Source organism: Paenibacillus sp. FSL R5-0887 (assembly GCF_038002305.1).
Taxonomy (GTDB): domain Bacteria; phylum Bacillota; class Bacilli; order Paenibacillales; family Paenibacillaceae; genus Paenibacillus_AQ; species Paenibacillus_AQ odorifer.
The window spans coordinates 579756-600910 of record NZ_JBBOCE010000001.1; the positions used below are offsets into that span (position 1 = coordinate 579756).

Below are 21155 nucleotides of genomic sequence, written 5' to 3' on the forward strand. Positions count from 1 at the left end.
AATTGTCCCTCCAACTGCTGCTAATTCTCCAATTCATCCCTTGGAGCCGAGCGCGCTTATTATTTCGCCCAATAATTTGGCTTCGTCTGTTTGTATGGTCAACAGAGAATGTTTGAGTGCGTCTAGCACCTTGGGGTCCATGGACAGATTATACCGAAGCACCATATTTCTGTTCAGAAGAGAACGTTCTTCAAGCTCAGTACAACGTTCAATCCATCGGTTGCATTGCATCAGGAGTTCTATTTGTTGGAGATATTTAAGTCTTAAAACCATAAGCTTCTTATGCTCCCACAGCAAATGATAAGCTCTAATGTCAAGCTCAGGGTCATCCTCTTTAGGGTGCTCCATTTGATAAATGAGGTGTTGGTACACACTTTGTCCATAAATGCTGGTAGTGGTATGGTTAATAAAATCAAATGTGCGCTTGGAGGATAGATATCGCTGCAAGCTGTCGACAATCTGTTCGACGTTTAAATCAAATTCTGCATCGATTTTGCTAAGCAAAGTTACACGCGTAATAAAATTTTCTTCTCTGCACAGATAGTCAAAGGCAGATTCCAGTTCGGAAAAGGTGCATTGAGCGGTCATAAATTTACCGCCCGTAATATTGTCCCGAATGCAGACTGTTTGGCGATCAAGATCGTAGCCGTAAATTAATGTCTCGTGAAAACGGTGCTCTTGGCCGAACTCCTGATATGCAGATATAAAGTACCGGTCGAGATGGCACCATACATAGCAATCGCCGTTGATAGAGTCTACAACGAAATCCGTAAAGGAAGACCACTTGGAAATGATGGTTCTAGGCAATATGAACTTATTGAGAAATGGGCAATAATCAACAAGAAGCTCATGATTGTCAAAAAAGTAAGTTTCCCAATCCGTTACATATCTCAGCTGAATGAAGTTGGAATAAACCCAGGGCCATATGCGGTTATCCGAAGAAATAATAGAAAACAAAGTCCCATAAGTGTTGGAAGTATTTATTAGTGGATCGGAAACGGGTAAAGTAATTTTACTCAATTTACACCTCCATATTCCCATTATATTTAAATAAAAATGAAATAAATGACATTATTATACTATAATAATTGTTCATTCCAATTATGTGATGATAATCATATTATGATAATAAAGGGAAGTGGTAATCTGGCGAAGAATAGTACTTTTGAATACATTTTGGCATACGTTTCTCTGGTGAAAAAGCTGCAGAATGTGATGGGGGGAGCGATATATTGCGAATAGTGGTTTGTTTAAAGTTTATTGCACACGTGAACAAATACAATGTGCGTGGCATTGATGATGGCCGTAAGATCTCGGCCTCACCGCCACCGAAGGCAACCTTTGAGCTAAACTATCCGGACCGGCAAGCCATCCATGTGGCATTGGAGCTGAAGAATAGCTGTAATGCTAATGTAACTCTTATTTCCATGGCCCCTCCCGGTTGTAAAACGGTTCTACAGGAGTTCATGGGTTATGGGATCGATGAGGCTGTCCTGCTCAGCGACGCTTCTTTTGCCGGTTCGGATACATTGGCGACATCGCTGGTACTGGCTCGTGCTGTTGAGAAGCTTGGTGGATGTGATCTGGTTCTGACCGGCAGCCATTCAACCGACAGTGATACCGGTCAGGTAGGTCCGGGAATCGGCGAGTATCTAGATATCCCCCACGCGATAAATGTAACACGGTTTGAGGATATTTCGACTGATGAGGTATTGTTCCACCGCCAGCATGACGAAGGGGTAACAACCAGACAGTCTTGCCGGCTTCCGGCAGTATTGAGTATTGGTGGAATGACAGCCGTCTCTGAGTTGAAACCGCTAACAATTGCTGCCAAATTGCATGCCAGAACCAAGGATATTCTGGTATGGTCCTGTCATGACCTTGGCCTTGACCCACAGACGGTTGGTTTGGCAGGCTCGGCTACTGAAGTAGTTTCAGTGTACGAACAGCACTCCGAAAGAAAGGGGATTTTGCTAGAAAGCGATGAATATCTACGGGTATTGGAGCCGATAATCAGCAAAATCAGCGAGGTTAGAAGTGGATGATTAGGATTGATCAGGAACAATGCACATATTGCCTCCTGTGTTTAAAACGCTGTCCCGCGGCTGCAATCAAAGATGAGGATGAGGGCTTGCGTATCGACGTTGCGGCATGTACTTATTGCTCAGTCTGCACGTCTTGCTGTCCTAACCAAGCCATTATAATGAAAGACAGGGTACAGGAGACCAGACAACCGTACCCTGAGCATGAAGGTATTTGCCTTGTTGTGGAACATGCTGAAGGCGCGCTCTCTTCATATTTTCCGGAACTGGTTAGCGCAGCAAAACAGCTGCAGGCTATGAGAGCCCAGCGCATTTGTGCTTTGGTGGTCGGAGAGCGTATAGAAGACCTAGCCCAGCGTCTGCTTCAATGGGGAGTAGATGAGGTGTGGATGGTGAACAAACCGGGCATACAGCGTTACGCCGAAGATATTCATTATAATTTGATTTCTGCGGTGCTCCGGGATCAAAGACCGTCTGTCGTGCTAGGTATGGCTACCGCATGGGGGAGGTCTATTTTCCCCAGAGTCGCAGTCCGCCTGCGGACGGGGCTATGCGCCGATTGCATCGATTTGAAGATGGGACCGGATCATGGGGATTTTATTATTACCAGACCAACGCAAATGGGCGAGCAATTCGCTGAGATAAAAATACCGGCAAGACGGCCGCAAATGGCAACTGTAAAAACCAATTTTTATTCCGCTGCTGAGACCGCACACGTCGTGCAGGGCAAGATTGTTGATCTAAGCTCCCAGTATTCTTGCTCTTCCTCAGTCCTGCAGTTTATGGGAGTAATTGAAGAAGCCGTGGGCAAGGAGAGCATCGAGACTACAGAAATTATTGTTGCTGCCGGGAGAGGCATTCAAAACGCGGACAATCTTTGTTTAATCTATGCGCTCGCCGATGCGCTTGGGGGGAAAGTAGCGGTTACCAGACCGCTTGTAGAATGTGGATGGATGGATAGTATGCATCAAGTCGGACTGACAGGTAAAATGGTCAAGCCCAAACTGTACATCGCCTGCGGAGTGTCTGGGGCAGTGCAGCATAAGGTTGGGATGCATCATTCGGAGACGATAATTGCAATAAATACGGATCGCAATGCACCTATCTTTGACTACTCCACATATGGGATCGTAGGCGATCTTTTTAGAGTCATACCTGAAATATTGTCGGCATTGAACACAGTACAGGAGGTTGGGCGATGATTGAGAAGGAGCTGTTAAGACAACAAACGCTGCATACGATTGGCGTCATGCTCGATGAGCACTTGCTTCAGAAGGAGGATATGTTCAGGTTTCAAAGTGATGTCCACGACACATATTCTCCGGAATACATCCGGAGCGAGATGGAGAATTGGTACAGAACATTAGGAATCGAATATATCATCCAGCGAAAATTTTCACTTCGGATGCCGCAGTTTACGAGAGAAGAATTAGAAGAAGCGGACCGAAGAAACGAGATCATTTTATGTGTTCCCCAAGGCGTCAGCCGCAAGCAATTAGGCTGCTTGTTTAATATCCGCAATTGGGCGCTGGAGAGTGAACTGGTCGCAGCGACTCCGGAAGTTGAGGATTTCTGGTTCACCGTTCCGCGGACAACCGAACCGAATATGCTGGATCGGACGGCTGTGGAAATACAGCGTACATACAAGAAAACCGGAAAATTGGGAATGAGCCTGGAGCGGTATCTGGTATTTGTCGCCCGCATGAGGCATCTGACAGGACAAACACCGGATATAAGGACAAAGATGTGGATTACCAACGGCAAATATGAGGGAAAGGCGATGCTTGTGGTTGGTTTCGACTCGGCTGGCGAGTTTACAGCACATGGCTGGATGCCGAATTTCCACTCGCCTATGGTGGGCGGACGTTATACGTGGATACCTGACCATATATAAGCAGTAAGGAGACGGTTATTTCAGCTATGTACAATAAGTTCACTGAATCGGGGCATCATCAGCCTAGTGTACACTTCACCACTGCTCGCAAGGCGGAACCGGGTCCTAATGAATTGTTCATTACCAACCGTTTTACTTTAACGGGAACGGTAAAGGACCCATCCTGCTTGCAGCTTTTTCATGGGGCATGCCATTTACCAGGGCATTATCCTTACTCCAGTGTCGGAGTAGTGACTAAAGCGGGGCTTGGAGCAGAGCATCGCGTAGGCCAAGCTCTTGTGTTTTCTCCTCATTATACAAAGGATGTATGTGTCCCTCTGCACAGTGGGGTGGATGGTCAGATCTTTATTTCCAACGACTTAGACCCTGTGACAGCTGCGTTTGTTCCTATGTTTTGTGTGGCACTAAATGTGTGTGAAGAGCTGGCAGATGAAGGCATTAAAACGGTGGAACTGTGGGGAATGGGACTGCTAGGAAAGCTTTTATTAAGGTTGCTTGAGCAGGATGAAGATTTGAGCTTCAGTGTTGAAAAGAAGGAGGCCAAGGATGAGATTTGGGCCGGGTTAAATAGCGGTGTGTGGGACTGCGAGGAGAGAGCCATTGTTGCACTTGATTCGGACCTGCTCTCGCAGGTTCAACGGCATTCGGCTTTAAAAAACGATCCACCAGACCAGCACATACAATTTATTGATCTGACAAGACCTGGAATACTTAAGGAATCCATAACGCATGACCGTATTCAGGAAATCTCTCGCAGAATTGGGAAGCAAGAGCTTGAAGTAACCAGCCTAATTGCCCAACATATTCATGCGGAACATATGGAGCAATTTATCAGGCAAGCGGCGGAAGGCTTTTTTGAAGGGAAAACTGTAGTCTATGACTGGTAGAGGAGGTTCGTCATGCAGTTGACACAAGGTGTTATGGATGTACCCGCACTCGATATTGCATTTTCTGAGCAGGAGCGGCGTATCATTATGGAGCGAATTGATGATTGTCTGTCGAGAGGAGCGTTGAGTCAGGGTAGGTATGTACAGGAGCTGGAGGAACGTTTTGCCCGGTATGTAGGAGTTACTCATGCCATTGCGGTTAATTCGGGTACAAGTGCGATTGAAGCGGTAATGAGAGTGCTCGAAGTAAAGGGGCAGGAAGTGCTGGTTCCGGCAAATACGTTTATTGCCACGGCTTCCAGTGTCCTGTTTGCCGGAGGGCATGTTCGCCTTGTTGATATTGATCCCCGTACATTCTCGGTGTCGCTGGCTGAAATAAAGAAGCAGGCCACAAGTCGTACCCGAGGGGTTATTATCGTACATATTGGCGGAATTGTTACACCGGAGATTGAAGAAATCAGGCAATGGTGCGATGAGCAGGGGCTCTGGTTATTTGAAGATGCCGCTCATGCACATGGCAGCAGGATGGCTGGAAAAGGTGCGGGAGCTTTCGGAATTGCCGGAAGTTATTCCTTTTTTGCCACGAAAATCATTACCTCGGGGGAAGGAGGGATCATTGTCACAAACGATCATTCAATGGCTGAGAAGCTGCGAATGTTCCGCAATCATGGCAAGCCCCAGCCCTGGGAGACTTACCACACCTCGCTTGGCAACAATTATCGAATGAGTGATATCACAGCTACGATAGCGCTTACCCAGTTTGAGCGACTCGACGCGATCATTGAACAACGGGAAGCGATCGCCAACCGTTATACTTCCTTCTTTACGAAAAATCTTCCTGATTTCGAGATTGTGATGCCGCAGGACAGATGCAGTTGGTATAAGTACATTGTTATAGTGCCTTTGGACGTTGATAGTTCCGATTTGAAGGACAGACTCAAGGAGAAAGGCGTTTCGCTCCAAGGGGAGGTATATGCAACGCCGCTTCATAGGCAGCCGATCGCTGCTTCCCTACAGTTCAGTGGGGAATATCCGCTAGCGGATGATTATTGTCGGCGTCATATCTGCTTGCCGATTTATCCCAATTTGACTGATGAGCAGATCGATTATGTTTTGGCTGTATTCTTAAGTGTGGTCGCAGAGTTAAGGGGGCAGCAATGAAAGAGGGCATTATTATTGATAATCTGAGAAAGGTCTATCGCGTCCCTGTAAGAGAACATGGGTTAAAGCATGCGTTCAAAAGTCTGATCAAAATGGAATACAACGAAGTTGAGGCTGTAAAAGGTATCGACCTCAGGGTTGAGCCGGGAGAAATTGTCGGGTTCATCGGACCTAACGGCGCGGGAAAGACAACCACGCTGAAGATGCTCTCCGGTATCCTGTATCCGACATCAGGCGACATTTCCGTCTATGGCTTCAAACCGTGGGAACGCCAACATAAGTTTCTGCGCAACATCAGTATGGTAATGGGGAACAAATCGACGTTAACCTGGGATATTACGGTCGAGGACTCTTTCTTTGTGATGAAGGAAATATACGGAGTCTCTGATGCTGATTTTAAAAAAAGACTCAATGAGCTAAAAGAACTGCTGGATATAGGGCATCTGCTTAAGAATCAGGCGCGGAATCTCTCTTTGGGAGAACGCTCCAAGTGTGAATTAACAGCAGCGTTGTTACACCAGCCACGTGTATTGTTTTTGGATGAGCCTACTTTGGGGCTAGATGTCAGCATGCAGCTGCGGCTTCGCAGTTTTATCAAGGAGTATAACCAAAAACATGAGACAACCATCCTGCTTACCAGTCACTATATGGAGGATATTTCTTCCCTTTGTAAACGGGTTGTACTGATCAATCAAGGCAAGCTGTTATACGACGGATCTCTGGAGCAGCTGAGCGGTAAAATAGCTCCCTACCGCATTCTCAAAGTCAGTTTTATGGATGAAGACGTAACGGGCACAATTGAAGAGCTAAAGGAGAAGTTTACTGACAGCTTGCAGGTCATGGAGCTTGCGGAAAGCTACGTATTGTTTAAGATTCAGAAGGAAGCTGTACCTGAGATTGTTTCAGAAATCTTTAATAGCTATTGCATTGGAAATGTAACAATCAATGATGCTCCAATCGATTCTGTAATTGATGAAGTGTATCGAGAGGGGAGGCTCCTTTGAATTTTCGCGGAGGCTTTGCGCTGATACGTAGGACTATGTTCGGGTTTATGGCTGAGAAAGGGTTTTTCTGGACATTGACGCTTGGTTGGATGATGGGACCTATCATCTATATGTTTGTTTGGACCGTTGCTGCGGGGGATGGGAGCATAACCGGGTTCACTCAGCAGGATTTTGTGAGGTATTATATTCTGTTAATTCTTGTGAACCAGCTGACCTACCCTACCTCACACTGGACGGTCGGCGATCAAATCTATGGCGGCAAGATGTCGATTGTATTGTTGAGGCCGATATCGCCTTTTTACGATGTGGTTGCGTCAGATTTGGCTGTCAAAATCGTCTGTATGCCTTTTGTTATATTTGTTGCCGGCGTGGCTGCCATTTTTTTGAACTTCAGACTGGCTATATCCGGTCTGGACTTGCTGGTGGCCGTTTATCTTCTTCTCATGGCTCAAATAATCAGATTTATGCTGGCCTATACACTTTCCCTGTTTGCATTTTTCACCAATAAAATCAAGTCCTTGCTTTCTATTAACGACACCCTGGTATTTTTGCTGGCCGGACAGGTAGCGCCTTCGTCGTTGCTTCCGGGATTTATGCAGGATATCTCGGATTATTTGCCTTTTCAATATATGATCAGCTTTCCGATAGAGTTTTCCCTTGGAAAGTTGGATCATTCACAGCTTGTTTTTGGCATAATTGTTCAATTCATTTGGGCGGTCGTTATCATATTATGTAACCGTTTAGTGTGGAAAAAAGGGATTCGTGCATACATGGCCGTGGGAGGGTAGGGAACATGCTGAGATATATGCGTTTGCTGAGATTGTTTTTCTCTACAGCGCTTCTAAAGGAAGCGTCATTCCGCGGTGACTTTCTAATCAAAATTTTGTATACCGCAATTAATTTAACCGGGACGATTGGCGGGATCGCGATCCTCTTTTCCAACACAAATTCGCTTAACAGTTGGACTTTTGCGGATACGCTGGCATTATCGGGCGTTTACTATTTTATTTTGGCAATGAAAAATCTATTTGTTGGTCCAAGCCTTGGCTCATTAGCCGGGATGGAAGGGGAGCTATGGACTGGAGGATTTGATTTAACACTGCTCAAACCGATTGAGACCCAATTTTATGTGAGCACGAGATACTGGTCTCCGCTTAATCTGTTTGATGTTATGGTGGGAGTAGCGGTGATGGTGCTTGGCGTTTCTCAAATGCAAGAAGCGATAGGAATATCCACTTGTCTGATGTTTGTATGGGCCATTTGCAATGCTTTACTGCTGTTGTACTCAATACTGCTATTATTAAGCTCTTTGGCGTTTTGGTATGCCGGAAGTCCGATGTTGAGTATATTCGACAGTATCATGCAGATGGGTAGATTTCCGGTCAATGTATATCAGAAACCAATCCAATTGGCGCTTACCTGGATCGTTCCTGTCGCCTTTATCGTTTCTATTCCTGCAGAAGCATTAGTGGGCAGGGTAAGCCGGTCCTATTTATTCGGAGGCAGCTTGCTAGCTGCGGTTTTGCTAATGTTAGCCAGTGCGTTTTTTAAACGAGCAGTGAAAAAATATGCAAGTGCTTCAAGCTGAGGAGGATTCTAAGTGGACACTTCTTCCATATTTGATTTGATTTATTTCAATTGCTTGAATAATCCAGGGCTTACGGCCATTGATTATGAAGGATCAACGATCTCTTATGAAGAGCTACGGCAGGAACTGGAGCACAGTAGTGAGAAGCTGGATCTCGCGGGGATCCGGCCCGGGCACAGAGTTGCCTTAGCCGTTGCAGACAAATCTGCTTTTATCATGCTGTGGCTTGCATGCTGGCATACGGGAGCCGTTCCGATCCCATTTGAACCTGTGAAGAACTTACCGGAACTGGAGAGAATGCACTCGTCAAGCCATTGTCAGTATTTAATTTGCGATCCAATTGATTCGGAGGGCAGCAGTCAGCTTGAGCTCGTACTCAGAGTACCGATGTTTATTTTTAGGACTGCGACGCTTTTTTTACAGGCAGATAAGCAGTCTGATGAAGATATTGCTTTGAATTTTTATACCTCAGGAACGACTGGACCGCCTAAATGTGTACAGTTCAGCCATCGGGCCATCTACAATAATGTAATGGCTATCTGTAGAGGGCTTGAGATTACTGCAAACGACAAGCTGTTCACACCGATTTCGCCGTGGCTGCCCGCGACGCTAACCACTGTAGTCCTACCGGCCCTCTGTGCCGGTGCTACATTAATCATGTCGAAGGGAACAATGCCTGCTAGAATTTGCGAGCAGATCAATCGCAAAGAGGTAACGATTCTTTTTGCGGTTCCCTATATGTATGCCTTGCTTAATGAGTCAGTCGTGTCATCCTCAAGTGTAGCTTGGGATAAAGTGAGACTGTGCATCAGCTGTTCTGCCCATCTGGACGCAGCGACTTTTAATGACTTTTATAAGCTATCGGGCAAGTCTATCCGTTCATTGTTCTGTTCATCCGAAGGTGGGGCAATTGCCTATAATCCTTCAAATGAGCAAGAACTGATCAGAGATTCGGTGGGACAGCCACATCTGGGAGTTTCTATTCGGCTGCTTGACCCGGAGGGGCACGAAGTTGCTCATGGAGAGGAGGGAGAGATATGGGTCAGCGGCGCTCATATATCGTGCGGGTATTACGGGCAGCCAGAGTTGCAGGCAGAGGTCTTTCAACAGGGTTGGGTACGTACGGGTGATCTGGGAAGGTTGGATGAGGCTGGGTATCTGTATTTGTCGGGGCGGCTTTCTGATAACATCAATGTCGGCGGACATTTGGTAAATCCGGCAGAGATTGAACAAGTCCTGCTGCTCCATAACGGCATTAAAGAAGCACTTGTATTTGGTGTTTCCGATAAATACTATGGCAGCAAGCTGATTGCGGAGATTGTGCCGCTGGATGCCCAGGTATCAGCCGATGATATTATCAGATTCTGTTCAGCGAGACTTGCGGCATATAAGGTGCCTAGAGTAATCAAGTGGACGGATAACATTCCCAAGGGTCGCTATGGGAAGAAGCTGAGAAATCAGAATCAAGCAGCCAGTCACATCCTGACGCCATGAGATTTCTGGTGACAGGTTGCAGCGGTTTTATCGGGAGCAGGTTAACAAGCAGTTTACTGGAACAGGGACATGCTGTCAGAGGGCTTGTATTGCCGAAGGAAAAAGGCGTTGGCGAAACACTTGCAGAATTGGGTATGGAACTGTGGGTAGGCGACGTTCTGAACCCTGAAACGATGGATGGCATAGGGGAGGATATTGATGTCGTCTATCATCTTGCCGGCAAACATTCTGGTTCTGTGTCCCGGATGAGGCAGCTTTATGTAGAGGGGACGCGGAATCTGCTGGACCAACTTTTGCGCAGCGGAACGTATGGCAAGTTCATTGTGGCAAGCAATGGGGCTGTATATGGAAGCGACAACGTTTGTGTGGCCGATGAATCTGTACTGTGCCATCCCGTTCATCCATTTGGAAGAATTACACTCGAAATGGAGCAGCTGGTCCAGCAATACTGCACCCATGCGAAATTTTCTTATATCATTCTCAGGATCGCTGAAGTGTACGGCCCGCTTGAGCATAATTATATCCGGCAATTAATGCGCTGCACTCAGATGCTGGGGAACGGACGCAGTTACTCATCTAAAGTGCATATTGACGATGTTATTTCAATGATGCAGTTGGCCTGGAGCAATCTTGTTGTTCAAGAGATTTATAACGTGAGTGATGATCTTCCTCTAACACAGGAGGAATTGATAAAAGAGGTTCGGAAATATGCTCAACTGTCTGAAATACAATGGATTTCTCCTGAGGCTGTCACTGAGCGTATCAGACTAAGTATACATGGTTTACGCGCCCTTTCCGTACGTATGGGAAACGAAAAGATAAAAAAGAATGCCGATGTACGGCTGGCATACCCTACTTACGCCCATGCGATTCCTTATTTAATCGAAGAAATGTCGAATAGAAGCGAGGTGAATAGTTTGTGAGTCCGCCAAGAATTATGCTTCTTCCAAGCCCCCCTAGCTCCGGTTCTGTAGGATCAGTAAGCAAAACGCTGGGCATTGCCAAGGTTCTGCAAAGCCAAGGTTGCACGGTCAGCTTTGTGATTGGCGGCAAGCTTGCTGAATTTGTCCGAGCCAACGGCTTTCAGGTTTATGACTATCCGATTCCGCTTCCTTCAGCGAATTCCGGAGATGTTCGCAGTGCTGCCGATTATGTGGAGTGGACAGGGATGGCAGAATCGGGCTTTATCCGTCAAGCGGTTGAGGCTGAACTGAAGGCGATACAGGCTTTTAAACCCAACGCTATATTTGCCGAGTCTCGTCCGAGTGCTTCCATTTCAGCTGCCGTGGCCCAGATTCCCGCTTTGATGATTGCGAGCTGGCCAAGCCATCCAGCCTTCCCGGCCAACCTACAGTATCCGGGATCTGCCAAAGCTATCGCCGCTTTTAACGAGGTGTTGGCGGATTATTCACTGGATTCTGTTTCCAATCTGGCTGAATTATTATTTTCAAGAGCAACGATTAAAATGGCACCGACACTACCGGAACTGGAGCCGGAGCTGGCTGCGTTGAAGGAGTGCGATTTCGCCGGTTACATTCTGGATTTGGAGGCAAGACAATCTTCAAATCTGCAGTGGCATCCGGACTGGCAGGACAAGCCGCTAATTTTTATTTATTTAAGCGTTAGTGCCATTCCCCCTTTAATTTATATTGAGCTGGTCAAAGAGATCTTTGACAAGCAACCCTACCGTGTTGCCTGTTTATGCGGATTTCATTATGAGCTTAAGGCGCTTCCTGACCATACCGACAATATTCAATTCCATTGGTTTATCCCGGCTGCTGAAATTATGCCGGAAGCAGCTCTGGTAATCTTTCATGGCGGACAAGATACTATGCTTACGACAATGCTGCATGGACTTCCGAGCATAACCATTCCCGGTCAACATTTTGAACGGGACTATAATTGTACGCAGCTCCAAAATCTTGGGCTCACTTATAAACTACCCGTTCAAGCATTCAGACCAAGCCGTATCCGTAAGATTGTTGAGACAGCGTTGAACGATAATTTGGCTGAGCTTCGCGGGCATTATAGGTCCAAGCTGAGGACTTTAAGCGGAACTGAGAATTGCTGTGCTGCATTGATCGCACTGGCACAAAAAAATAGCTGGCAGGTGTAATTTATGAAGATATCTGTTCCATATAACGGCGATATCCAGCTTATTGACGAGCTGGGCGGATACGAATATATCAGCTGCTTCTTCGGTGGTTCTTCTAAGGAGGGCTGTGGAAGCGGAAGATCGGCTGCGGCAATGCCGATAAGTACGCGGAGCGATATTGAACAAGCGGTTAAGCGGGCCCATATGTACAACAAAGAGTTTAACTATTTGATGAACAGTTCCTGTCTCGGCAACAGGGAATATGAGGATGAAGGCTACCGACAAATTGTAGATCAAATGGATTGGGCTGCTGAAATAGGTGTAGACTGGATCACCTTAGCCAATCAGCTGCTTGTGGATATTTGCAGGAGAAGACATCCTGAGATCAAAGTGAGCTTGTCCTCCTTTGCGGTGGTCGAAAGTGTGGAACGGGCAAAATACTTTGATTCAATGGGCGTCAAAGAGATCACAGTGAGAGAAAATATAGCCAGAGATTTCAGGCTGCTTGAACGTATACAGAACAGCGTTGAATGTGAAATCCAGGTCATTGTCAATCAGACCTGTCTCTATGAATGTCCAATGCAGGTCTATCATGACAATGTAATGAGCCATGGCTCATCCAACCGTGGAACGGATAACCAAAGCTTTATGGATTATTGCTCCGTCAAATGCACTTACGAGAAATTTAATGATCCAGGGAATATCATGAAGGCGCGCTGGATCAGGCCGGAGGATTTGGCGGAATATGAGAAGATAGGCATACACCGTTTTAAGCTGACAGACCGGTCAAAATCTACTGCCTGGCTGTTGCAGGCGGCAAAAGCCTATCATGATAGGCAGTATCCGGGGAACTTGGCTGATATTTTGAACATCGTTCACACCAACCATCGCAGAGCCGCCGGTGCGGTTACACGAGAAAAGGCGGTTTTTTCCCGGCAAACGCAGCAGAGCCGCCAGAGCATCCGTGCCCTGACCTTATTGGATGTTTATCTTGACAATTCTAAGCTGCAAGGTTTTATTGATTTTTTCAAAGAAGTCGATTGCCGGTCGCTGGATTGTGCGGTATGCGGGTATTGCGATCAATTTGCCGTTGAAGCCCTTTCGTTTCCTGATCCTTCTGCCCGGACCAAGAGCTTGAACATGCTGCAGCAGCTGGTACAAGATACGGCAGAGCGCCAACCAAAGGTTTTCTGAGAGGAGATATAAGCATGCAGAACAAGGAGATTCTGGGTAAGCTGGCCGCTATTTTTTCAGAGGTCTTGAGCAAGGAGGTTACAATGGAGGAACTGGATGCGCAAGCGGATTTACTTGAAGCGTTCCATATGGATTCACTGATTGCTTTGCAGATTATCGTTAAGATTGAACAGCAGCTTGGAATCGTCATTGAAGATGATGACCTGGCACTGGAACTATTAAATGATACCGGAAAATTGACGGCATATATTGAGGGACAGTCGGAAAGGGTGAGCAGCTGACGATGAATCTTTTGTTTCTTTCTGAAGGTGCTTATTTTGCCTATTATCAAGGGGCCGTCAAGGCTAACCGTGCAGTATTCGAATCCCTGGCTGCCAGGGGACATCAATGTAGAGTAGTCCATCTGGTAGACCAGGAAGATTCTCTGTTACAGGTGGAGGAACAGCTGCAGGAGCATGGGGTAAACGATATTATTCGTTCCGCGCATAGTCTTCAGGGTACAGTAAGTGGTGTAGAATGCCATTTCACCACGAGTGTTATGCTGTTATACAGAACAGCAGGGGATTTGATGAAAAAAGGCAAGCCGGACGTGGTTCTTGTGAATATGGCTTACCACACCATGGTTGCTGCGGGAATAAAGCTCGTGGCTGGAAGCGCAACAAAATTGGTTGTGATTTGTCATGATGTGATCACTCTCCCTTTTGGGCCGCATAGCTGGATCGAAAATCCGCTGCTCCGACAGGAGCTTGCCCAGGTCTCCGGCTTTATTGGTGACAGTGATTTCGTAGCTCATAATATCACCGAATGGGGGAGTTATACCAATGCTGTTTCGCTACGTTTCCCAATTTATGGGGATGGTATTTTTCCAACCTTTCATAATTTCAACAGAGGATACATCGCGATATGCAACCCTACAGAGATAAAGGGTTTATCCATTTTTCTGAAGCTGGCTCAAGCTTTTCCGGACTATCCTTTTGCTGCGATAATTACATGGGGCGATTTGAAGCAGGAGGAACAATCCGCTTTACGTGCTCTGCCTAATGTGACACTGCTTGAACCGGAGCGCGAGATGAATTTGATTTTTGAACAGGTACGAGTGTGGCTTCATCCTTCCATCTGCGCTGAAGCTTTTGGGCAGACAGTAATTGAAGCGATGCTAAGAGGTATTCCTGTTATTGCAAGCGACCAAGGCGGCCTCATGCAATCGAAATGCAAGGTTGACTATAATCTTCCGGTGACGCCGATTTCGGAAACTTACAAGGATGAAGCAACAGGACATACAATGCCGGTTATTCCCGAACAGGATACTGCCATATGGGTGGAGACTTTGCAACGGCTGCTGACGGACAGGACACTCTACGAATCCATTTCTGCAGCCTCTAAAGCTGCCGCGCAGGAATTTATAACGGAGGCCCAGCCTGAAAAATTCGAACTGTATCTGGAGAATATGCTGCAATCCGAAATGTCAGCAAGGTGAGGTGAAGAGTGTGGAAAAGACATTGGGTACATCCGCCATTTCCGTTACATTGCTCGACTGTCTTCATCGCGCTTTAACAACAGGAGATATTGAACTTTGGCTGGAGACCCAGTATTTCGAAGATGAAATGGAAGCTGAATCACAGCGGGCATGGTTCCATGGGTATTTACAAAAAACAGTTCCGACTTGCATAGAATTTAACGTACGAAATGTCAGAATAAGTCTTGCTGAAATTGTTGCTGCCTGTACTTTGACCTTTACTTATGAAGAGTTTGACCAGCTAAAGGATGAGCATATTTATACTATGCGCTATGTTGAAGACAAAAAAGAATGGAAGGTTGTAACGATCGAGAAAAGCTGGCTACCGTTTGGTTCGGCCGAAGCCGATCTAATTTATTACGATACTTATTCCATGACTGATCTCTTCTGGTGGACCAATGAAGCGGAATTGGAGATTGTTAGAAACAGCAACGATCCTCTGCCGGCGAATTTATACGCTCGGGCAATTCCACGAAATATACGTTCCCGGGAAGTGCACTCTGAATTGGAATGTGCGGCCATTCTATCCAATATGCTGTCTTTGCGCGTAGCTGATCTGGCAGCATTGCTGTTTCAGCCAACCGCTCTAGGGACGCTGGAGTCCTTATATCATTTTGCAAGTGAAAATATCAATTTCCAGATTGAGCGGCCTGATCGTAACAGCAGCTGGTCAAGCAAATTTACTGCTCCAACGTTTAGTTATGATGAATTGTTGACCTTGGCTGAAGATCACTTTCCACTAACCGCTAATTGTACGCCGCTTATGTCATTTTATTTTGCGGTGCTCCGATTATGCGGCTTGGCGGCTTCGGATATCGTCCAGCTCCGTTTAGTTAATTACGATTGTTTGCTCGTCTCCATCACTGGAGAGGCATATCTGTTTTTCACAGATCGGATTGTTAAATTAAATGCAGGTACTTACTATTATCAGACCGAAATCAGCAAGCTGTTCAATGAGAGGGAGTATTGGTCTGCTGCCGGAAGTTCGAATTTATCAGACCGGATGGTGGAGCAGTTAAATAACTGGTTCAAGGATGGTATTGTATTTAAATTCTCGCGTCCGCTAACAACGGGAATTAGATATATGGATGAATGCCCAATGCCCAGTTTAAAAGAATGCGCCGACCCGCTGCAACTTCATCGGTTGCTGCGTCAAACGATGCTGAGATATAGCTGCAATCTGCCGGATTCTGTATATACGTACGCCAAATATGCTTATCAGACACTATTAGTAACAAAACCGCAGGCTTATGTTCTCGCATCTATGAATAGTCCGCTTATTCGTCAGTTCCTGAGCGACTATAATACGAGACAGCATTTTTTTGAATATGTGGATTTATTGAAGAAGAAATCCATATTTCGGGAACATGACCGACTGATGACTGCGGACCAAGTAATACGTCACGGTACCGCCGATCCTGCTTCCCTTACAGTGTTGGTGTATGTCTGGTTAAATCAAAGCCACCAGTCTCAAGGCGGGGTTTGTATAACTGATGAAGATAGCTATTGTTTTTTTGAAGGAGAAATATGGAGCGGCAAAAAACGAAAACCAGCATCAAAGATGCAAGGAAATCTGTTAGTAGCTTTTAACCATGAATCATGCTTCAGTGAGCTGATGAACATTTCTGAAGCGAAGACCGAATGGATAACATTCATACGGCAGCATATGACGATGTCTCATGAAGGAGCCGATCACATTGAATGACTGGATTAAAATTCAAGGTGCGAGAGAAAACAATCTGAAAAATATATCTCTGTCTATCCCCCGAAACAAACTAGTGGTGTTAACTGGATTGTCTGGTTCCGGCAAATCAACGCTTGCCATGAATACCTTGCAGCAGGAATGTCAGAGGCAATACATGGATTCGCTCGGTATGATAAGTGATTTTATCCACAAACCTAAGGTTGATTCTATTGAAGGGTTGTCGCCTTCCATCTGTATTGACCAGCGCCACACTAACCGAAATCCCCGGTCAACCGTTGGAACTACAACGGAATTGTACACCTTGCTTCGTATATTGTTTACCAAAAGCGGAGAAAGACCTTGCCCTAATTGCGGAAGCCAAGTCAAGGGTCCAAGTAGTGCTGACATCTGGCAGGAAAACTATGAGTCGATCGAAACAGAGATTAAAGATCTTCCTATGTCCTATTCCGATGAGGGCAAAGCCGTGTGCCCAGAGTGCAGCCATGAGCTTAGAGCATTGACCATGTCCCATTTCTCTTTCAATAAACCTGAAGGCGCATGTCCGGTTTGTATGGGCTTGGGGGTTGAACGAAAACCGAATTTACAAGAAATTTTCAATGACAGCCTCAGCTTGAAGCAGTGTGCACTTAAGGGGAGCAATCCTCATGGAGCACAGTTAATGGCCGATAATTTGGTTGCAGCCGGTAACTATTACGGATTTGTGTTTGATTCTGATAAACCCTTGAGAGATTTGGGCACGGTCGAACGGGATCTGCTGTATTTCGGTGTATACAGCCAGCGATTTATCAGGCATTTTCCTGAGAAGACCCCTCCAACTTATGCTGCAGAGGGAAGGTTCGAGGGAATTCTGACCAACCTGGAACGCAGATACAAGGAACGCGGACACGAATCGGACTATCGAGAGAAGATTGAAAAATTCTTTCATCTGCAAGAGTGTTCGGATTGTCACGGTACGAAGCTGAACACAGATAGTCGAGCGGTTACGCTAGCCGGGAAAAGTATCACCGAAGCATCTGCAATGCCGCTCTTCCATTTGCTTGGCTGGTTGCGTAAAGTGTCCGCTCAACAGCTAGGGGGAAGTCAGGATCCGCTTATGAACATCGTTTCCGAAATGGAAAAAAAGCTGGCTCGCTTGATTGAAGTAGGTGTCGGCTACTTAAGCTTGGACCGATCCACCGTTTCTTTATCTCTGGGAGAAATGCAGAGGCTTAAGCTCGTCTCATTAATCGGAGCTAGCTTAACAGGAGTTTTGTATATTCTCGATGAACCGACAATTGGCCTTCACCCGATAGATACCGAAGGCCTGCTCCGGGTGCTCCGGCAGTTGCGTGATCTTGGAAATACGGTTCTAGTTATCGAGCATGACCCGGATGTTATGCGGGCGGCCGATTACATTATTGACATCGGACCGGGTGCGGGCAAGCAAGGGGGAGAAGTGGTTGCGGCTGGCTCCGTGCAGCAGCTGATTCAGTGCAGCAGATCATGGACCGGGCAGTATTTCGCTGGTGAAGATACAGTGGTTCTTCCTGAACAGCGCCGCAGAGGAAACGGGAAATGCATTGAGATTACAAACGCCAATCGCCATAACCTTAAGGAGGTAAGTGTGAATATCCCGTTGGGCAAGCTCGTTGTGCTGACCGGGGTATCAGGGTCGGGGAAATCGACTCTTATGTTCGACGTCCTGGCTCGATCCGCACAGCTTCATTTTACCCAAAGCACCGAGACTGATGCCTATGCAGATGTTAAGGGCTGGGAGAATGTGCATAAGGTCATTAGCTTTGATCAATCCCCTATCGGTCAGACTGCAAGATCAAACGCGGCAACTTACACAGATGTGTACACGGCGATAAGGAATATTTTTGCTGCGCTGCCTGAAGCGAAAATGCGTAATCTCCAGGCCAAACACTTTTCTTGCAACGTACCCGGCGGCCGATGCGAACGCTGTCAGGGAGCCGGGCTTGTGCAAGTGAATTTGCAATTCCTACCGTCGGTTGAGACCCCATGTCCTGTATGCCGGACCAAACGATTTAAGCCGGAGATTCTGGATGTAAAGTATAAAAACCATAGCATTTCAGATGTATTGGCTTGCTCTGTAAAAGAAGGGATGAAACTGTTCGCGGATGAACCATCCGTATATAACAAGCTGGATGTGATGTGCCGTATTGGGCTGGATTATTTAATTCTGGGCCAGCCGGCAACCACTTTGTCCGGCGGGGAGGCACAACGGGTAAAGTTGGCCAGAGAGCTCTCCAAAAGCAGTAGACACCACACCTTGTACTTGCTTGATGAACCAACAACAGGCCTGCATCCGCATGATGTGATTAAGCTGATTGATATGCTTGGGCAGTTGGTCGACTCGGGTAATTCTGTCGTTGTGATAGAGCATAATACCGATGTCTTAGTCATGGCGGACTGGATTATTGACATGGGGCCGGAGGGAGGCCTGGAGGGGGGACAAGTCTTGGGTGAAAGCACACCAGAGAACATCGCGGAAATCAAGAATTCCAAAACAGGTCGAATTGTAAATCAGCTTCTCAATCAATATCAACAAAACTTAGAGGGGGAGTATACGTGTTAATTCTTGGTTTAAGCGGTGGGCTAGGACATGATTCAGCGGCATGTTTGGTTCATGATGGCGTTTTGGTGGCCTATGCTGAGGAGGAGCGTTTTTGCCGAAAAAAACATGCTTACGGAGAGCCCCCGGTTTTGTCGCTCCTCAATTGTCTGTCACAAGCGGGCGTTGCTTTTGAAGATATCGATCTGATTGCTTTATCATGGGACCCGCAAAAAGCGGAAGAATTGGGGATATTGGAGAAATTCAAGAAGCACCCGGTATTATCAGGCAAAAAAATGCCCACTATCATTTCGGTCAGCCACCATTTATGCCATGCGGCAAGTGCCTACTATTTATCCGGGTTCGATGATGCGGTGATTTTGGTCATGGACGGACAAGGAGACGATATTTCAACCACAGTAGCCTATGGGAAGAATGAGCATATTGAGGTTAAGCAAGAATACGGAATTTCACAATCGCTTGGATTTTTTTATTCCATAGTCAGTGATTATTTACAGCTTGGAGCATCGGGAGAAGGAAAGCTGATGGGATTAGCCTCTTATGGAGAGTCAGTCTATGACTTTTCTGTACGGTTGACGGAAGACGGGTACGAGATTCCTATCGGAGAACCTGATAGTTCGCTTGGTTTGGAGGATAAGTATAACAAGCTGACCCGAATATGGATGAAGGAAATGTACCGTAAATTCGGTGATCCTCCAAAACGTATCTATAGCAATAATACACTGTATGGCGGGCTCAATTATACGGTCGAATACAGCAAGAAGCACAAAGATATTGCCGCATCGGCGCAGCAGGCGCTGGAAGACACTATTGTGCATCTTTGCCAGCAGACCATCCGGCAAGGCAACAGTAAAAATTTGGTGATAGGCGGAGGTGTTGCTCTCAATTGTACGACGAATGGAAGGCTGGAACGCCTCGGAATGTTCGATGAAATCTTCGTATTACCGGCAACCAATGATGCTGGGGGCTGTATCGGAGCTGCCATGATTGCCTCTAAAGAACGTTCCGTTCTCCCTGTAAAGGGCAGACTGAAGACTCCTTACTGGGGAATTTCCTATGATGACAACCATATATCGGAGGTGTTAAAAAAGCTTGGTTTGAAGTATAACTATTCATCCGATATTTGCCGGCAGACGGCAGAACTGATTGATAGAGGTAAAGTCATTGGCTGGTTCCAAGGCGCAGCCGAGATGGGGCCAAGGGCATTGGGCAATCGTTCCATAACAGCCAGTCCTGCAAGTTATGATTCATATGTAAAAGTCAATCAAAAAATCAAATTCAGAGAATCCTGGAGACCTCTGGCGCCAAGTATTATGGATGAACATTCGGATTGGTTGGTGGAGGAGGCGCAGTATTCGCCGTATATGCTGAAAGCCTACACAGTCAAAGAAGAGAGAAGGCAAGCTGTTCCTGCCATCGTGCATGTAGATGGATCCACTAGACCGCAAACGGTCCGAAGCGAGGTGAATCCGGTCTGGCATCAGCTTATTGCCGAGCATTATAAGTTGTCTGGAATTCCGCTGATAATGAACACATCGCTTAACACACGAGGAGAACCGGTGTGTGAGACTCCATACGACGCCATCAAAACCTTCTATACCTCCGCTATGGATGCGCTGGCGGTCGGCAATTTCTTAATCGAAAAATAATACGGGAAACGAGGGGATTTGACCGTTATGAACAGAGATGAGGAATATATCCAAGCGACAGTGATGGAACTAATCCGCAAAAATGGAGCCTTACCCACAGTAGAACAGAAAGAGACGCTACAGGCTGCTGATTTGAACAGAACTTTAAGCGAATGGGGAGTTAATTCGTTTCGGGCTTTATATCTTCTGTACGATTTGGAGGAGGTCTTCCGGGTTCAGATTCCAGACAACTGTCTCACTCCGGAGACCTTTGAGTCTCCCCTGACGATTATTAACTGTCTTAAAGTGTTGCTCAATGATAAGGCAATTTCCTGATGCATGATTTTTAATTCCAAGAATCGGGAGGATGAA

General features: G+C 46.4%; 19 protein-coding genes and 1 pseudogene. 19 read left to right on the forward strand and 1 reads right to left on the reverse strand.

Features of this window, described 5'->3' with window-relative positions; all coding sequences use genetic code 11:
* Positions 1-33 precede the first annotated feature (33 nt).
* Entirely contained in the window at positions 34-1020 is a 987-nt protein-coding gene (locus tag MKY14_RS02550) for a hypothetical protein (RefSeq protein WP_076183212.1), read from the reverse strand.
* 221 nt (positions 1021-1241) lie between these two features.
* On the opposite strand from MKY14_RS02550, the gene MKY14_RS02555 reads away from it, so the two are divergent.
* The 19 genes and pseudogenes from MKY14_RS02555 to MKY14_RS02640 all read left to right on the forward strand — a co-directional run bounded on the left by MKY14_RS02555 (position 1242) and on the right by MKY14_RS02640 (position 21119).
* Positions 1242-2045 carry an electron transfer flavoprotein subunit beta/FixA family protein gene (locus MKY14_RS02555; protein WP_256715848.1) on the forward strand — a complete coding sequence of 268 codons (804 nt, stop codon included), beginning with the start codon at positions 1242-1244 and terminating at the stop codon, positions 2043-2045.
* A pseudogene (locus tag MKY14_RS30755) lies at positions 2042-2128 on the forward strand (4Fe-4S binding protein); the annotation flags it as partial. The gene MKY14_RS02555 and the pseudogene MKY14_RS30755, both read left to right, overlap by 4 nt.
* A 3-nt stretch (positions 2129-2131) precedes the next feature.
* Positions 2132-3244 carry an electron transfer flavoprotein subunit alpha/FixB family protein gene (locus MKY14_RS02560; RefSeq protein WP_254857014.1) on the forward strand — a complete coding sequence of 371 codons (1113 nt, stop codon included), beginning with the start codon at positions 2132-2134 and terminating at the stop codon, positions 3242-3244.
* Positions 3241-3936 (forward strand): hypothetical protein, encoded by a 696-nt coding sequence (locus MKY14_RS02565; protein ID WP_076183221.1) that lies wholly within the window; start codon positions 3241-3243, stop codon positions 3934-3936. Before MKY14_RS02560 ends, MKY14_RS02565 begins: the two co-directional genes overlap by 4 nt.
* A gap of 26 nt (positions 3937-3962) precedes the next feature.
* Positions 3963-4823: a hypothetical protein gene (locus MKY14_RS02570; protein WP_340975718.1), complete on the forward strand. Its 861-nt coding sequence runs from the start codon at positions 3963-3965 to the stop codon at positions 4821-4823.
* 12 nt (positions 4824-4835) lie between these two features.
* Positions 4836-5984, forward strand: coding sequence for a DegT/DnrJ/EryC1/StrS family aminotransferase (locus MKY14_RS02575; RefSeq protein ID WP_218641646.1), 1149 nt, complete (start codon positions 4836-4838; stop codon positions 5982-5984).
* Entirely contained in the window at positions 5981-6988 is a 1008-nt protein-coding gene (locus MKY14_RS02580) for an ABC transporter ATP-binding protein (protein ID WP_076183227.1), read from the forward strand. The genes MKY14_RS02575 and MKY14_RS02580 overlap by 4 nt, the downstream gene beginning before the upstream one ends.
* Entirely contained in the window at positions 6985-7776 is a 792-nt protein-coding gene (locus tag MKY14_RS02585) for an ABC transporter permease (protein ID WP_038570104.1), read from the forward strand. Before MKY14_RS02580 ends, MKY14_RS02585 begins: the two co-directional genes overlap by 4 nt.
* Positions 7777-7781: 5 nt before the next feature.
* A complete protein-coding gene (locus tag MKY14_RS02590; protein ID WP_076309157.1) occupies positions 7782-8576 on the forward strand; it encodes an ABC transporter permease in 795 nt (264 codons plus the stop codon).
* A 12-nt stretch (positions 8577-8588) separates the two neighbouring features.
* Positions 8589-10070 (forward strand): class I adenylate-forming enzyme family protein, encoded by a 1482-nt coding sequence (locus MKY14_RS02595; protein WP_076129931.1) that lies wholly within the window; start codon positions 8589-8591, stop codon positions 10068-10070.
* A gap of 8 nt (positions 10071-10078) precedes the next feature.
* A complete protein-coding gene (locus MKY14_RS02600) occupies positions 10079-10993 on the forward strand; it encodes an NAD-dependent epimerase/dehydratase family protein (RefSeq protein WP_179088803.1) in 915 nt (304 codons plus the stop codon).
* Positions 10990-12186: a glycosyltransferase gene (locus MKY14_RS02605; protein WP_076129933.1), complete on the forward strand. Its 1197-nt coding sequence runs from the start codon at positions 10990-10992 to the stop codon at positions 12184-12186. Before MKY14_RS02600 ends, MKY14_RS02605 begins: the two co-directional genes overlap by 4 nt.
* Before the next feature lie 3 nt (positions 12187-12189).
* Positions 12190-13359 carry a peptidase U32 family protein gene (locus tag MKY14_RS02610; RefSeq protein WP_076129934.1) on the forward strand — a complete coding sequence of 390 codons (1170 nt, stop codon included), beginning with the start codon at positions 12190-12192 and terminating at the stop codon, positions 13357-13359.
* A 14-nt stretch (positions 13360-13373) separates the two neighbouring features.
* Positions 13374-13640, forward strand: coding sequence for an acyl carrier protein (locus MKY14_RS02615; RefSeq protein ID WP_036685924.1), 267 nt, complete (start codon positions 13374-13376; stop codon positions 13638-13640).
* A 2-nt stretch (positions 13641-13642) separates the two neighbouring features.
* Positions 13643-14836: a glycosyltransferase gene (locus MKY14_RS02620; RefSeq protein ID WP_076305289.1), complete on the forward strand. Its 1194-nt coding sequence runs from the start codon at positions 13643-13645 to the stop codon at positions 14834-14836.
* A 10-nt stretch (positions 14837-14846) separates the two neighbouring features.
* Positions 14847-16580: a hypothetical protein gene (locus MKY14_RS02625; protein WP_143763938.1), complete on the forward strand. Its 1734-nt coding sequence runs from the start codon at positions 14847-14849 to the stop codon at positions 16578-16580.
* Positions 16573-19158 carry an excinuclease ABC subunit UvrA gene (uvrA, locus tag MKY14_RS02630; protein WP_076305287.1) on the forward strand — a complete coding sequence of 862 codons (2586 nt, stop codon included), beginning with the start codon at positions 16573-16575 and terminating at the stop codon, positions 19156-19158. Before MKY14_RS02625 ends, uvrA begins: the two co-directional genes overlap by 8 nt.
* Positions 19152-20804 carry a carbamoyltransferase family protein gene (locus MKY14_RS02635; protein WP_076129938.1) on the forward strand — a complete coding sequence of 551 codons (1653 nt, stop codon included), beginning with the start codon at positions 19152-19154 and terminating at the stop codon, positions 20802-20804. Before uvrA ends, MKY14_RS02635 begins: the two co-directional genes overlap by 7 nt.
* A gap of 27 nt (positions 20805-20831) precedes the next feature.
* Positions 20832-21119 carry a hypothetical protein gene (locus tag MKY14_RS02640; RefSeq protein ID WP_076129939.1) on the forward strand — a complete coding sequence of 96 codons (288 nt, stop codon included), beginning with the start codon at positions 20832-20834 and terminating at the stop codon, positions 21117-21119.
* Positions 21120-21155 lie beyond the last annotated feature (36 nt).